We start from the raw sequence: 18,760 nt of genomic DNA, 5'->3' as shown, positions 1-18,760 counted from the left end.
AGTTTTATGAATAATTCAAAAAGTAAAAAAATTACAAAAACTTTAGCTTTAACTACTGGAATTCTTTCTTCCACGACATTGAGCTTATTTTCTTTGGGAACTTCTTTTAGTTCTAATAGTGAATTTAATGAAGTTAATGATTTTAAAAGTTTAAGTCCTGTTTTTGATCAAAATTTTACTAGCAAAAATACTTTTTTAGCTGACGAAACTTTAAATGATGCTGGATATGATTATAGACAAGAAAAAATTCAAAATTATATAACGAATACCGCTGATTTAAAGTATTCTTCAGTTTTAAATGATAAAGTTGTTTGACAAGCTAAATTTAACAGTGGCCACACTTATGAAAAAGATAATTTTTTCAGATATACAAGCGATCCTGGATTTGGAATATTTCTTTCAGATGATTTGAAAATTGATGGACCAATTAATTTAAATATTAAAAATCCAATCGACAATTCTAATACAAATGTTAGTTTTTCTTTACCTGAATTAGTAAATGGTAGTTGAGAAGGAACTCAAAATCTTTGACAAAATCAGGAAAATGAATTTTATCTTTATAGCATTAAAACAACTGAAGGAAATCATTATACTTCTAACGATTTATACAATTCAATTATCAATGAATATGGAATGGATCAAAGAGGAGAAAATTTCAAAAATTATGCTGCAGAAAATAGGTTCCAAGATAGAGTTGGAACTGTTTTGTGATTCCGTTACAAAACTGATAGTATTAGAAATGCTAAATTTACATTTGAGTACAGCACTACAACAAGAAATGATTTTCAAGCAAGAATTTGAAATGAACGCAAATTTCAAGTTGATTCTGCTTCTTTTGTTGCATCAACTTATTTTGCTAAACGTAAATATAACCGTTCAACAGTTTATAAACTAATTAGAAAACCTAAAGTTAATGTTAAATTAGAAGCAACTAATGTTTATCCTGATCGTAGAGATTATTCAACACCAGGTATTATTTACACACTTTATAGAAGAAAATCAGGATTAGCAGAATGTCAAGGTAATGGTGCTCTAGGACGTTTTGATCAATGCTTTGATAAAGTATATCAACTTCCAAGTGCCACTGATGTTTCATTTTTGACGGGTGGCACTAATGAACAAGTTAAAAGAAAATATGAACTAAACCTTGATTATGCTCCAAATTTAAAAAATAATAATACTAATGATGAATTTGTTTGGGTAACTTCTCTTGATTCAAGATATTCTAATTCTAAAAATTGAAATCAACCCTCTTCTACTCATTCTTTTGCTTATGATGCTACAAAAAAAACATTTATTTTAAATAGTAATTTGACACTAAAAAATGAAATAATTGCAAATTCAAATGAAAAATTAAATGAAGTGGAATTGGAAGCATCAAAATACATTAAACATATTTCTGATCTTCAATACTTACCTGATATCACTGATAATAAATTATATTTAAATGATTCATTGTTAACTCAAGATGTAAACTTTTTAAAAGTACAACTTAATCAACAAAGACAACAACTTTATACTTCAATCAATAATTATTTATCAAATTCAACATATAGTAAATATAAAGATAATCCATCAGTAAAAAGTGAATGAAATGAAATTGTTAACTTGAACAACGAAATAGAAAATGAAAATCAAAATTTAACTATTGTTCAACTAAGAAATAAATTAAAAACTCTTTATGATAAATTCAATAATTTACAAAATAAAATTGCTTTCTTACCTCTTAATCAATACATTTCTAACGCAGCAAGAGCATTAGATTTAGCTATTTTAGCAGATAATCCACAGTATTCTGTTCCTAAAAATACTCCATTACCAACTAACCAAAGATTCTTTTTAAATTCATGACAAAGTCCTGATACCTTTTCAGCTTTTGGTATAAATAATGCAATATCTAGAATGACATATAACACAAATGGAGCAGATGGTGTAAAAAGAGATAGAATAATTTCACTTGAAAATGTTGTTACTTGAAATAATTATACATATGCAACTACACAAGGAATTTTTAGTTTAACTCCTGCCGACACATTGACGGTTAGAAACTATTTAAGTCAAATAATTAGTGAATGAAGAAATATTAAAAGTCAATATTACTCAAAATTTTTAAATAATACTTTAACCAAAGAAGAATCTTTTGCATATGCTAATGCAATTAAAGATTTTTATCTTAGATATTCACAAGAATATGAAATTGGTAATGTTAGTTCAATTAATGGTGCAAAAACAGCAACTTTTACTTTAGCACAATATGTTGGAACCTCTAAAACTGAACTTGAAAATACTGATTCGGTTAGACCACTTTTAGTTTATAGATTTTTAAAGGATAATACATATTTTGAACAAATGAGAGAATTTGTTAATTTATCAAGAAACAATAATGTTGCTTATATTCCTAACAATTCAATATTGCCTCTATTTGGATTTTCAAAACAGGATTTTATTGACCAAATTAACTATTTTTTAGATAATTTTAAAAAAGTACAAGGTCAAAATTATAGCGATTCAAAAGAACCAAACGTAAATCAATCACTAATAAGATTTATCATTGCAGCTACTAATGCTACATTAATTGATTCATGACTAAAATACAAAGATACAACAACAGGAATAGCAAATAATTTACAAACACAAAGAAATATTTATAAAAATGATTTAAGATATTTTGTTCCAGAAATTTTTGCAAGAACAAGAAATCAAAATTCTATAAATCGTCTTGATACAGGAAGTGCTAAAAATATTTTAGCTAAGGCAAATGCGTTTATTCAAAGACTTGACAATAACATTGAAACTGCTACACCTTTATTAGGTTTAATTAATTCAACTGCTGATATTGTTAATGTTCAAGTAACACATCAAAAAAATTATCCAACTGAAAGTGATTTGGAAAATTCTAATGAAAAAGCAAAAATTGATGCCAAAAGAATTCCAAATGATGTTTATGAAAGTGCTAATTTATTTGAAATCTTATTAAAAAAATATTATGCAAATGAATTAAATCAAAGAAATAAACTTATAACGAATGAACTTAATTCAAAAATTACAAGCTTAAAAAATGATTGAATTAATAAAATGAACGAAATTTACGTTCTTTTTAGTCATAACAATTCATCAGTTAACACTGGTGAACTTTTAGCAAATAATGGATCAAGTCGAAGAGATTCAAATCAAAAAATTGATTGAATATCATATTTCCAAGCTCTTAATTCTAATACAACTGATTTAACCGATAGTTATAGAAATAATCTTCTCTCTTCTTGAAATGAAATGAGAGAAAAAACAATTGAAATTAAAAAACAACTTGAAGCTAAAATTCTTGCAGACTATAGAAATGAGACTAATTTACAAATTGATAAACTTTATTATCTTTCTCCAGAAGTACGTGCTAAATTTAAAAATAAAGTTAATCAAGAAACTAACTTTGACATAATTGATAATATTCTTTATGAAGCTAAAGAGTATGATGATTATGTTCATGAAACTATTTTGCCGCTTTTTGAAAAAATGAAAAGGGATCGTGAATACATTATTTATAAAAATGCTGATAGTAATAAAAGAACTGCTTTCAATAATGCTTTTAATGTCATTGTTAGAGATACATTAGGTACATCAACTACAGGATATCCTTTCAAAGACAATAATGATTCAACTAGCGACGGTAGTCAAAAACATCACCAACTTGCTTTGTTTAACAATAATGTTCCTTCTTATGCGATCTTAGTTGAACAAGTCGAAGCTTTGGAAAATGCAAGAAAAGAATTAAACGGTTTCATAATAACAGAAATTGGTTTTAATGGAAATAAAAAGGATTATCTTGCCTCACAAGCACCAAGTGAAAAATTTACCTTTACTTTTAACACTTCAACTCCAATCGAAGTTGAAGATTATTCAAAATGACAAGCTAGAATTAAAACTATCAGTAATGTGGTAGATAAAACAGGAAATAATGGTAAATTAACAGTAAATTATGAGATTTTTAATCCTAATACTAAACAATGATTTGATGCACCAAGAAATACAGTAATTAGTGGTTTTTTAACTGAACAAGAGAGATTAAGAAGTCTTTATACTACCTTGACAACAAATGGTACTAATTATGCTGATAAAGATAAATTAACAATTTCGGAAAATATATATAAAAAATTTCCTGGTGAACTTACTGAAGAAAATCGTCAAGAATTTATTAATATTTTAAATAATTATTATGCCAACTTTAATGCAAAAATTATCGATGCTCAGAATGCTAGTGTAACAAAGGGTTCGCAATCAGATATTCGAGATGGAAAATATCAATTTAAATATAACTTAGTTTCAACTACTCCAGGTTATACTGACGTACGTGCTAATTCAGGGTCAAATTATATTTTTGGATTTTTAAAAGAACAAAATAATAATCTTTGAACTATTGATAAAGAAAGAGCCAGAATAAAAGAAATTGCAGAAAAAATGGTCAGTGATCAAACGCCAATGACTATTGATTTTGCTAATAAGCAAAATTATTCAGCTTATACATACTTAGATTCTAACTTTCGTGGAGTTGATAGTGATGATATTACATTAACAATCAATGGATCAAAAGCGCGACTTATTGATGATAGTTTTGGTTGAACTTTTGGTAATTTGCCTAATACCCAAAATGGAAATTTCTATTATTATGATCAAAATTTAAATATAATTTTACAATTCCAACTATTTCAAAACATTCACCATTCAGATGATGTCCAAATAAAAAATAATTATGGTGACGGTTCTGGAGAAGTATTAAAAACAAAGGAATACGTTTTAAATCCTTTAGTTCTTTCTGGAAATAAATATTTCATTGATACGAAATCTAGATCTAACTTAGAACTTTACTTCTCTAATTTGCTTTCTTGATATTCTGCTGATATACCTTCTCCAACTTTAAGAGTAAATTTTGGATTAAGTGAAAAAGAAAGATTAAATCAAATTCTAAATAACAATCAAGTACAAACTATTTTAAATAGAAAAATTAGTGAAATTAATAAAAAATATGTAGCAAGTGAATATGAATATAATTATTTCTGAGATGAATTATTTGATGAGGAAATTCTTAAAAAAATTAATGATCCAAATAGTAATGATCCCACATCACAAAACCCACACACCTATACTTTTTTAGATTCATCAAAAATAGACATTTCTAATATAGAAGTAAATGATGAAACTGGGACTTTAACTGTTGAATATAATTTATTTTCAAATGCCCCAACAAATGAAACAATTAAAAGTGATACAAAAACATTAGTAATTACTGGTTTTAGAAGTAAAGAAGATGTTAGAAATCAAATAAATAAATATTCTAATAATTTTGTTTCACTTGATTATGCTGAAAAAGATAAAGTTCCTAGTGAAAGCAATTTAGATCTTTCTAAATACGTTTTTAAATTTAGAGAAAATAATCAAGAAATAGAATTTGTTTTCAATAATGATTGAAGGGGTCTAGTAAGTCAAAACTTTAGCAATGGTAATAATGAGAATCCAACTGACAATCCTACTACTGCTCAACCACCAATTAATACTGGAATAATTAATTATGATGATATTCAAATAGTTGGAAGAAATGATCAAAATGGTTCAATAACTATTAAATATAGAATTTCTTCATCTAATGAATATTCAACCAATTTATCAAATGAAAAAACTAATTGATCAGATGAAATTGTTATTAATGGTTTTAAAACAGAACAACAAAGACTTAATGAAATTTTAAACGACAAACGTGAAACAAATTCAAATGCGGAGAAAGCAGTTGATGTCTCAACGGTAGACTTAAATAACAAAAGAACAAGAATCGCTTCAACAGTCACAGAAGACGAAATTAAAGATAAACTTAATTCTTTATATAGTTCAAAAAATGCTGAAATTTCAAATATACAACTTTCTCCAGATGATGAAAATGGTCAAATAAATATAACTTATAAACTTAATTCAACTAAAGAAGACTTAAATAATATTTCATCAAGTGAAACAAAAACTATTACATTTAATGGTTTTAAAACTCCTCGAGAAGAAGAAAGACGTTTAGACAATTATTTAACAAGTCCAAATACAATTGATGTAATGTACAGTGATTTAAATCAATATCTTGCATGACCATCTTCTAAAGTTTTAGATCCTAAAAAACTAACTTTCCAAATTGAATATAATGAATTTGATGAAGTTAATGATGATGAAACTGTTTTAGAAGGTAATGATTTAATATTTAAAAAAATAAATGTCAAAATTGTTGATATTGAATTTGATCCTATTACTAATTTAAATGATAAAGATGGAATAATTGGTGTTAAATTCAAATTGCAAAGTTTGGACCCAAAATTTGGTGATACAAAATCAACAAAATTTGGCACAACTAAACTTCATACTTTCCTTACAGAACAATTACGTCTTAATACTGTTTTAAGTAACTTAAATAATGTAACTAATGAAAGCGCTTCTGCTGCTATTAATAAAGATAAAAGTGCTGAAAATGTTACTAAAGAAGAAGTTATCGATGCCTTTAACACATTAATTGGAAATGAGAAAAATACTCAAGCATTTGATCTTAATTCAAATTACATTACTTTAGTAAAAAACAATGACGCTGGAACTGTTACAGTTGAATGAAATATTGTTTCAACTAGAGAACAATTAAATGGGCAAAATGGCGCTGATTTAATTACTTCTTCAATTCCAAAAACAACTGTTTTAAGTGGATTTAGTACAACTGCTAAAGAAAATCAAAGACTTTCTGAATTTATTAGTAAAATCACTTCAATTCGTTACAAAAATTCACAAAATTATGTACCAAGTGATTCACTAAGTAATTTAAATTGAAAAGAAGTTGAAATTACTTTTACAGTGGATAATCAAGATTATGTAGCTAAATATAATGAAAGTAATCCTGATGCTTTAGTTTTCGAAAATAATCCTTTTGAATTCGATATTAGAAATATTCATTTTGCACTAAATGATCAAAACAATACTAGTGATCGAAATGGTACTTTGCTAACTAATTTTGACTTAGTAACTACTAAAACAAGTGCACAAGGCGCACAACAAAGCGTAACTAATAAAGAAATTTCTAACTTTAAAACTGAAAAAACTAGATTAGATGATTTAGTTAATCAAAACTTGCATGCGAACATAACCTTTGATGCTGCGCAAAAAGCAAAATTACCTTCACAACTTACACAAGATGAAGTTTTAGAAAAATTAAAAACAATTTTTGGTTCTACTAATAGTGTTCCAAACGTACTTTCATTTATTCCAAATGATCAAAATGGAACTTTAACCATCAACTACGAACTTAAATCAACTAAAGCAAATTTAACTGATATTAAATCAATAACTAAAGAAAATGTTGTTTTTGATAATTTTTCATCATTAACAAATGAAAAGAGTAGATTAGATAATCTTTTAAACACTTTAAATGATGTTAACTTTGACTACTCACCAAAAACAGACACTCCACAATTGACTAGCTTAGTTGTCGAAAACTTATTATGAAAAGTTCAAAATGAGGAAAACTTTATTGCTGGTAATGCGGCAAACGCAGTTAACAATATTAAATTAAGTGATGTGACATTTAGTGAAAAAGATGATGTTAATGGAACATTAAAAGTAAGATATAGACTTCATTCAACACAAGAAGGCTATAGTTCAGTTTATTCAGAATATAAAGAAGCAACAATTAAAAACTTCTTAACTGAAGCACAACGTTTGACTAATATTTTAAAAGCACCACAAAATGATCCATCAAGAAAATCATATTTAAGAACTGCATTTAATAATAAAGTAGCTTCACAAGTTACAAGAGAACAAGTTTTAGCAGAATTAAATAAAGAATTTCAACATGATCAATCACAAATTGATTTAAACAGCATTGATTTAGTAGCAAATGATCAAAATGGAACATTAGCAATTACTTATAAACTTGTTTCAACTAGAGCTAATCTAACTAACGTTTATTCAAGTGAAACTAAAACTGTTACTTTAACTAATTTAAGATCAAATACAAGTGAAGAAAATAGAATTAATAACTTAGCAACTAGTGTAAGTGTAAATTACTCAAATAAAGAAAAGACACCACTTTTAACTACATTTAATAACGCTCTTTTAACTTTCACAATTAATGATGAAGTTGGAACTTATGACGAAAGTGATAATTCATTTACTTTTGCTAATAACAAAGTAAAAATTAAAGATATTACTTTCAAAAATCATAATGATGCAGGTGATAGTGCTCACAGCGACAATAGTGGTAGCGTGGTTGTAAGTTATGTACTTTATTCAAATGAAGTTGAATATCAAAATGCAAATATTCATACAACTGCACAAGAAAAAACTATTAGTGGCTTTAAAGTTGAGCAACAAAGAATAAATGAAGTTAAAGAACAACTTGCTAGTGAAATTGATTCAATTGCTTTTGTGATTAATAAACAAAGAACTACAAATGAAGTAACTGACAATGAGCTAATTACTTTAATTCAAAATGCTATTGGAAGTACTTATTTAGCTACAACTGCTCCAAATCCAACAATTACTAGAAATGTTAATGAAGGAACAATTAGTGTTGTGTGAAATGTTGCTTCAACAAGAGATGGCTTTAATGCTTCTTCAGACAATCTTACTCAAAGTCAAAGTACTATTACCACAACCATTTCAGGCTTTATTACTGCTGCACAAGAAGAAGCAAGAATTCAAGCTATTAAAAATTCATTCACAAGTGCAAATTATGCAGAAAAAACTGCATTGCCTACTGCAACCACTTTTGTAATTAATCATTTAACTGCATTATTTAACTATCAAAATGCCAATGCAACATTTACCTTTGATAATAGCAAACCTGGTAAATTAATAACATCAGACATTCCTAATGTAGAAATTAGTAATGTTACTTTTGCAACAGCTCAAAATAGTAATGATGCTAATGGCGAAATTAGTGTAACTTTTGAATTACATTCAACTAAAGCAGGTTTTGAAAACCTTTCACAAACAATAACAACTACTCTAACTGGCTTCAAAACTGAAGCAGAGAGATTGAATGAAGCTCAAATTGTAGTTAATGAAACTTTAGATTTAGCTACAACACTTAAAACAAAACCCGCTTCAACAATTACTCAAGCTGATATTCAACAAGCAATTATTAATGCATATCGTGATTCAAATGCTACTTTTGATGAGACTAACTCACTTAAAAATGTTAATGATAGTGAACCAGTTTTAACTTTAAAAGCAAATGATGAAGAAGGTGCTTTAGAAATTAAATATGTTGTTAAATCAACAAGAAGTGATCTAACAAACATTTATGCTTCAACACCTATTACTAAAGTCTTTAGAGGCTTTGTAACTAAAGAACAAGAAAAAGAAAGACTAGATAATTTAATAGCAACTATTAGCGCAAATGCAGCAAATTATAGAGATAAAAATAGTTTACCTTCGTTAACTGATTTAACTAGAGATAATTTACAAATTACTATTCAAAATACAACTAAAACTGCTGCAGAAAATGATGCTTTTGATGCACCATTAAATGTAAAAGTAATTCCTGCCACAGATCAATTATTTAGTAATTTAAATGACGAACTAGGAACAATTAAAGCAACAATTAAATTACAATCAACTATTTTTGCTGACATTGTGTCAAATTCAACTAAAGAATTTACCATTTCAGACTTTAAAACAGAGCAAGAAAGATTAAATGAAGTTTTAAATTCTAGAACTGCTTCTAAAGAATTTGAAAACAAAAACACAATTACTCCTTCAACAATAACTAAAGCACAAGTAGAAACATTATTTAATCAACTTTACACAAATGATCAAGCTAAAGTTGATTTAGATAGCATTAACTTAAGCGCTGATAATGCTAATGGTACTTTAACAATTGCTTATAAACTTATTTCAACCAAAGATAATTTAACTCATGTTAAGTCATCAGAAACTAGAAACTTAACCTTAGAAGGCTTTAAAACAGTTGCTGACGAACAAAATAGATTAAATGAATTGATGACTAATGCAACAGTTGATTATAAAAATAAAACTCAAACTCCTTCAGATACAACTAAAGTTAAAACAGATCTAATTATTACTATCAATGGAGTGCAAGGGACTTATGATCAAACATCTGATTCATTTATTTTCGGTCAACCAGTAAATGCGAAAGCAATCAATGTAAGTTTTAAAAATAATAATGATCGCGAAGGTGAATTTGATGTAACTTTTGACTTAGTTTCAACTAATTCTGGCTATGAAAATAGTAATGTAACAGACAATAGTCAAAATAAAGTAAAAACTGTTAATGGTTTACAAACAGAACAACAAAGATTAGATGCCGTTTTAACAGCTAAAAATGATGAAATTAATAACGCTGATTTTACAGAAGTTGAAAAAACTAAAGCACCTTCAACTATTAGTGATGAAGATATTATTGCATTATTAAATAGACAACTAACATCAACTGATTCAACCATTAGTTCAAATGATCTAGTTGGAGCAATTAATAAAAATAATGAAATAGGCGAAATTACAGTTAAATTCAAAACACATTCAACACGTAGTAGTTTAGAAGACATTCAATCCTCAACAGTCGTAACTAAAACATTTACCGGATTTAAAACTAATCAAAATGTTAAAGACGAACTTGATACAATTCTTGAAGATACAACTAAATTTACTCTTGATTATGCCGATAAAGCAACTTGACCAACAAATACTAATTTTGCCTTAGAACACTTATTAGCTACATTAAACGTAAAAAATAAAAATGTTATTGGAAGTTATACAAACAATACATTTACTTTTGATGAGCCTGCTAATGCTAAAGTAGAAAATGTAACTTATAATAACAAAAATGATCGGGCTGGATCAGTTGATATAACTATTCAGTTACGTTCAACTCTCCCAGGATTTGAAAATGTAGTTAGTGAAGTTTCACAACCAAAAACAGTTGCTGGTTTCAAAACTGAAATTGACCGTTTAAACATCGAAATAGATAAATACGCTACAAGTGACAATATTACTTTTGATAATCAAGCAAATGTTAGTGCTTCAACTATTACAGTGACAACAGTGGCTGAAAAATTAAATGCACTTTATGCTCCAAGTGCTCAAGCAAATGTGGTTATAAGTGATATTAATTTAACTCCTAATAATCAAGCAGGTACATTAACTATTGTTTATAAATTAACATCACAAAGAGCAGACTTAACTGACTTAAAATCTAAAGAAAGAACTTTAAATATTAGTGGTTTCTTATCAAATGATAATGAATCAAGAAGATTAGAAACCTTAGCACAAAATGCTACAGTAGATTATGCTAATAAGATTAATTTAATGGCACAAAAAGATAATTCACAACTTAATTTAGAAAATCTTAAAGTAACAATTAACAGGCAAGTTGGAACATATAATCCAACAACACAAGCAATTGAATTTGCCTCACCAATTGATGCAAAAATTGCTGCAGTTTCATTTAATGAAGCAAATGATGCTAATGGTAGTGTTAAAGCAGTCTTTAAACTTGTTTCAGCAAAAGAAGGTCTAGGAGCAAGCGAAAGCTCACAACAAACTAAAGAGATTAGTGGCTTTAAAGTTGAACAAACTAGATTAAATGAATTATTAACTACTAAAACAAGTGAATTAAACAATTTACAGGATCCTGCAGCCACAAACAAAACAGCTAGTGAATTAACTAGAGAAGAAGCGGCAAAATTGTTAAGCACAATTTATGTTAATGACGAAGCACAAGTTAGAGTTCAAGATATTCAATCATTTAATGTAAACAATGAAACAGGCGAAGTTACAGTAACTTACAAAAATAACTCTAAACGTGTAGGATTAGAAACAATTCAATCAAGTCAAACTCAAACTAAAGTCTTTAGTGGATACATTACAAATAATCAAGAAACTAATAGACTAAATGAACTTTTAACAAAAATTTTAGAAAATCTTGATTATAGTGATAAAGATAATTTACCAACTGTAACTTCATTTGGTACAGAACAAGTAACTTATCAAATTGATAATCAAAGTTATTCTGGTTTAAGAACTATCGATAATCTTCAAATTGAAATTGCTAATATCGAATTTTCTAATCCAAATGATCGAGAAGGTAAAGAAAGCATTAAAATTACTTTAAATTCAACTAAACGTGGCTTGGAATCTATTACTGTAAGTAACCAAAATTCATTAAAAGAAGTTGATGGCTTTAAAACTGAAGTGGATCGTTTAAACAGATTGCTAATTACTGAACAAGGTAAACAACCACAAGCAGTTGATGTGTCTAATGTTTCACCAAGCGATAAAGCTTCAAGAGCTGCTTCAACTTACCAAAATAGTGATATTGAAACACTATTAAACAATGTTTATCGTGATTCACGAGCACATGTAAGCAATATTAGTTTATTTGCTGATAATGAAGCTGGTTCATTAACTATAACCTATAAATTAACTTCTGATAAAACCAATTTAACTGACATTGAATCATCAAAAACCAAAGCCTTTACTATTCATGGTTTTAAAGCAAATAATAGTGAAAAAGCAAGATTGGACGAATTATTAACAAATGTTGCACAAGTTCAAGCAACTTATAGTGATAAAAATAACACTCCACTCTTAACAACTTTTGATTTAGCAAATCTTACTTTAACAATTAACGGCGTTCAAGGTACTTATGATGCTCAAAGTCAATCATTTAACTTTGGAGATAATGTTAATGTTAAAGCAAGCGAAATCACATTTATTAATAAAAATGATGTTGTTGGTACCTTACAAGTACAAATTGGTAAATTAACTTCTCTTGTTAATGGTTATAGTACTATTAGTTCTTCAGATAATTTACATGCTGTTAAAGATCTTGATAATTTCTTAACTGAAAGTCAAAGACTTGATGCTCTAGCAAATAATAATCAAGGAATTACTTACTCAGCAGAAGTTGCACAAAATGCCAAACTAGCTTCATCAATTACAACTAATGATCTAACTTTTGAAACAGTTAATACAACTAATAATTGATACAAATTATTACCAACTGATGCTACTTTAGAAGCAAATGACAAAACTGGTACATTAACAATTACTTTAGCTCTTACTTCAACAAGAAATGAAACACCAAACGTTAAATCTACTCAAAAGAGAACTATTACCTTAAGTGGCTTTAAAACAGCTTATCAAGATGCAATTGATAAATTAAATAATTTAGATAAAAATGATGTAGTTATTAATCCACCATCAAATAATAATTCAGTGTTGCCAAATAGTGATGATGCCAAAAATAAAGACAATTATAATGGTGAAGTAAATAATAATGATAGTAACATTACTGCTGAAATTGTAGGAATAGTTGGTTATGATGAAATTAATGGTAGAACTTTAGTTGCCTACAAATTGGTTGATAATAATTCAGAACATTTAGATGCAAATAATCAAAAACCAACTTCTAAAGTCTTCTTTAAAGTAGTAAATGGCTTTAAAACAGAAGCACAAAGATTAAGTGATCTTAAAACTAGCGCAAATGAAAATTACACTTATACAAGCACTGATAAGCAAAAATCTTCAACATTTGCCGATGCCGTTCAAACAAGTGATTTCACCTTTAATTCAACCTTTGGAAGTGAAAATAAAGTTACTTTAGAAAATGCAACCGTTAGTGGTAATAATGCAACTGGTGAAGTGATAACAAGTTACAAATTGGCAACAACCAAGGCTAAAGATGAATTATTCAAAGTTGATAACAGTTCACTAGATTCTACTGCACAAAATGATTTAGCAACTTTTGCTCAAGAAAACTTTATAACTCCAACTGAAAATGCTTATCATGTAACAACTGATAATAGTCATAGTGAGAGTGGTTTCTTAACTAATGCACAAGATTTAACTAACAAAATTAATCAAGCAATTGCAGAAATTAATGGAAAAGAAAATCTTTCAAGTGAAGAAAAAACCAAATTAATTGCTGATTTAACTGCTGCAAAAAATACATTTGACAGCCAAGCTGCAGAAAATAACCAAGCAGCCTATCAAAAAACTATAAACACAATTGATGCTGTCAAAAATAAAGCCACTGAAACTGACAATAGCAAAGCAGAAAAAATTAATCAAGTTGATACAGTTTATCCAAACTTGAACAAAGCACAAAGAGATCAAGTTAAAGAAAATATTAAAAATTCAAATACTTTAACTAATATTAATGATCCAAAATTACCAACTACAACAAAAGTAGAAAGTGATGCAAGTGCTTTAAATCAAGCTATGGGTCAATTAGCTACTAAAGCTGGTGAAGAAAGCACAATTAAAGCAGATAATAAATACATTAATGCTTCTGATGAATTAAAAGCTCTTTATGATGCTGCAATTCAAGCTGCAAAAGATTTAATTCCTGCTGCAAATAGCGCTGATGGTCAAAATACTAGAACACCAGATTTAACTAATGTAAGTAATTGAAATACTGAAAATGCTACTAAACCGGGTGATTCAAATTACAATAAAGCTGCCGTTGATGAATTAAATAGAGTTATTAATGACCTTCTTGCTCAAATGGACACTTTAAATGAACAAAAAGCAAAAGCTAAAGAACAAATAGATGCTTTAGACAAGCTTTCTCAAGAAGAAAAAAATCATTACAAAGATTTAATTGATAAAACTGGTTCAAAAGATGCTATTGACCAAATTCTTAGAGATGCACAAACAAACAACTCTAACAAAGAACAATTAATTAATGCAATCGACACTGATCCTGCTTATCAATATCTTAATGAGAAACAAAAAGAAGCAGTTAAAGAGGAAATTAAAAATTCAAATAACATCAGTATTAATGATTCAACCTTACCTTCAACTACTGATGTAATTAACAAAGCTAAAGAACTTAATGATGCAATGCATACATTGAAAGATCTTGTTGGTGCTAAAGTTGAAACTAATCAAGCTCCTTATAATGATGCAAGTGAAGATAGTAAAAATAAATACAATAATTTAATTCATGCAGGCGATGATTTAGGTAAAAGTGTTAATCCTAACGAAACATTGTTAGATAACAAAATTACAGAATTACACGATACTGCAAATTGAAATAAAACTGCAGTTGATCAGTTAATTAACGCAATAAAAGAAGCACAAAAAACTCTATCAAATAGTGCAATTGACAACTTAGATAATCTTTCACAAGAAGAAAAAGATCACTTTAATGCTATAGTTAATGATCCTTCTTCAACTTCTGAACAAATTAAATCTGCAGTGGAAAAAGCTAAAGAAATTAATCAAACTAAAGAAGCCAAAATTAATGAAATTAGAAATAATCTAGAATATGAGCATTTAAATCAATCACAAAAAGATGCTGCAATTCAAGCTATTAAAAATTCTAATGTTGAAGTTTATCCTGATGCTTCAAATCCAACTTTAGCCAAAGTTCTAGAAGATACTAAGGCTCTTGATGATTCAATGGAAAAATTAGCTAACTTAGTAACTAAATCAGATGCAGTTAAAAAATCAAATGCTTATCTTGGTGCTACAGATCAAACCAAAAACAACTATAATCAAGCTATTGAAGCTGCAAAAGAATTGCAGAATAACACTAATCCTGATGTAAGTCAACTTGATGGAGTAGATGGTCAAGATGATGCAAATTGAAATAAAAATGCTGTTGACAAATTGATAAATAAAATTGAAAATGCATTAAAATCAGCAGCAATTGATACTATTAATAAATTACCTAATTTAACTAATAGTGAAAAAGAAACATTAATTAATGACATTAATAATCCAGATAACAATACTCCTGAAAAAATTCAAGAAATTGTTAATAAAGGTAAAGAATTAAACGATAAAAAACAAGCTACTATTGATACAATTAATCAAAAATCAAACTTAAGTGATGAAGAAAAAGCTAAGTTAACTAAAGACATTAAGGCGGTAGATTATTCAGGTAACTTAGATGATAGTAGCAAAGATAATGAATTAACAAATATTATTAATGATGCTAAACGTATTAATGACACAAAACAAGCTAAAATTGACGCAATTAATACAAATTATGAACATCTTAATGATTCACAAAAAGAACAAGTGAAAAAAGACATTATTGCTTCTAATTTAGAGAACATTACTAACGCAGAAAATGAATTAACTAGTGTTACAGAAGAGAGAGCTAATAATTTAAATAATGCTATGAAAGCGTTAAAAGATGCTCTTGTTGATTCAAAAGCAGTTCAAAAACAAAGTGATTTCATTAATTCAAATGATGAAGAACTAAAAGATAAATTGCAAAGAGCAACTAATGCTGGTGATAAGTTGGTAGTTAATACTAATCCAACTGCTTCTGATTTAGCTAATTTAGATCATACTACTCCTCAAGATGATGCTAATTGAAATAAAGAAGCAGTTGATAATTTAACAGCTGACTTAAAAACCTTAATTAAAGCATTAAAAGATAATGTTATAGATAATTTACCTAATCTTTCTGACGATGAAAAAACAAACTTTAAAGAGCAAATTAAAAACGCTAATAATCAAGTTGAAATTGAAGAAATCGTTCAAAAAGCAAAAAATGATAATCAAGCTAAAGGTCAAATTATTGAGCAAATTAAACAATTGCCTCATTTAAATGACACACAAAAAGAAACTTTAATTAATGAACTTAAAGAATCTAATTTAAATCCTATTGATAGTTCGGACAATGCAGCAAGCAATGAAGTCTTAGAAAAAGCTAAAGAACTTAATGATCTAATGGGCAAATTAAAAGAATTAAATGATGTTGCTAAAGAAGTAATTGACGAAAATGACTTTGATAAAGTCCCAGAAGATAAACAAGAACAATTAACAAATATTTCAACAATTTCTGATAATTTACTTAATAATCAAGAAATTGATCAAAATGCAAAAGAAGTAACAAATTTAAATGATGTTACAAAAGACGCTAATAAAGAACAAGTTGCTAAAGTAATTGAAAAATTAACTAACAATCTTAAAGACGTTGCAAAAGCTGAAATTGATAATTTAATTTACTTAAATGATGCTGAAAAAACTGCATTAAAAGCACAATTAGACGTTAAAGATACTGCAACAGGTGAGCAAATTAAAAACATACTTGACCGCGCTAAAGAAATTAATGATAAGAAAAAAGCAGCAATTGAAACAATTAAAAATAAAGAATTTTTAAGTGACGCAGAAAAAAATCAATTAATTGATGAAGTAAACAAATTAGACTATGGAAATAGCACAAACGATCAAGATAATGATGCAAAACTTGCCCAAATTCTTGACAAAGCAACTAGTTTAGATAAAAATAAAGAAAATATTGCTAATAATATAAATGATTTAGCAAATCTTAATAACTCGCAAAAAATTGCTCTAATTAAAGAATTAAAAGCTTCAAATTTTGAAGCAATTGAAAATTCAAATAATGAATCATCAAGTGATGTTGAAGAAAGAGCAAATCAATTAAATGACACAATGGGTGAATTAAAAGAATTAAATAATAATGCTGCAAATATTAAAACTTCAGATCTTTACTCTAAAGCTAGTGATGATTCAAAAGAAAATTATGAAAATTACATTGATGCAGCAGATGATTTAATTAATGATAAAAAACCTAATGCTGAAAAAATTGTAAATATTGATGATTTAAATGCTCCAGAAAATGCTAATTGAAACAACAATCAAGTAAGTAAATTAGTAGACGCAATTAAAAATGCACTTAAAGAAGCATTAAACAATGCATTAGATAATTTTGATAACTTGTCAGATGACGAAAAAACCAAATTCAAAGATGAATTAGATAAATCATCTTCACCGGAAGGCTTTAATAAAGTAATTAACGATGCGGAAATTATTAATAATAAAAAACAAATGGAAATTGATAATTTAAGCAAAAATTATCCTCATCTTGATAAAAATCAATTAGATTATCTAAAAGATGCAATTAAAAAGTCTAATTTAGATCCTAATTTAAATAAAGATCATCAAAACGTAGATGAAATTAAAGAGATTGCCAAAAATCTAGATAAAGTGATGGATGATTTAAACAAATTGAACAATGATACTAATGTTGATCAAAGTACTATTGATAACATTAAGAAAATAATCAATTCAGTTAAAGACTCACTGGCTAATAAAGATAAAAATTCTGCTCAGAATGCTATAAATAAAGCACAAGATGTAATTGAAAAAGCTCGTCAAATTTACGATTTAAACACCAATTTAAATGATTTAATTGAAAAATTTAAAAAATCTAATGCTTTCAGCGAAGCAAATAAAGTAATTAAAAAAGAATTATTATCCAAAGTAGAGGAATTAAACAATATTCTGAGAAACATAGATCAAAGTATTAACAATGTGTTAATTGCAGAAATTAATAATGCAAATGCTTTAATGAATAAAGCAAGTAATTATGTTCAAGTAGCAGATGCTTTACTAAACAAAGATCCAAATATTTTTGATGAAAACATCTATGATTTAGCTAATAATGACACGCCATATCAAAATAGTTTAATTAAATTAGCTACTCAATTAAGATTTAAAAACTACTTTAATAACTTTGATAAAAATGGCAAAAATAAACTTACTGCTAAAGACTTAGATATTGATTTAGATTCCCTTCCTAAGGTAATTGCTACAGCGCTTAATCTAAAATCTAAAGCTGCTGCATTCTGAATTCCAATTATTTTATTTATGGGTGCTATTTTAACCTTTGGAATTGTTGCTGCAATTGCTAAAAAGAAAAGTAAAAAACAATAATTAAAAAAATGGGGTTTTAAACCTCATTTTT

Annotated in this window: 1 protein-coding gene; it reads left to right on the top strand. The window is 27.4% G+C overall.

Translation table 4 applies throughout. The features are described 5' to 3' along the window. The first annotated feature begins 6 nt into the window (after window positions 1–6). Complete coding sequence (locus tag EXC37_RS01680) at window positions 7–18,729, top strand: lipoprotein 17-related variable surface protein (protein ID WP_165163940.1); 18,723 nt, start codon at window positions 7–9, stop codon at window positions 18,727–18,729. Window positions 18,730–18,760: the final 31 nt, after the last annotated feature.

Source organism: Mycoplasmopsis columbina (genome assembly GCF_900660685.1).
Classification (GTDB): Bacteria; Bacillota_I; Bacilli_A; order Mycoplasmatales; family Metamycoplasmataceae; genus Mycoplasmopsis; species Mycoplasmopsis columbina.
The sequence above is the reverse complement of the archived record's forward strand: the minus strand, read 5'-3'. Positions and strand labels throughout refer to the sequence as shown.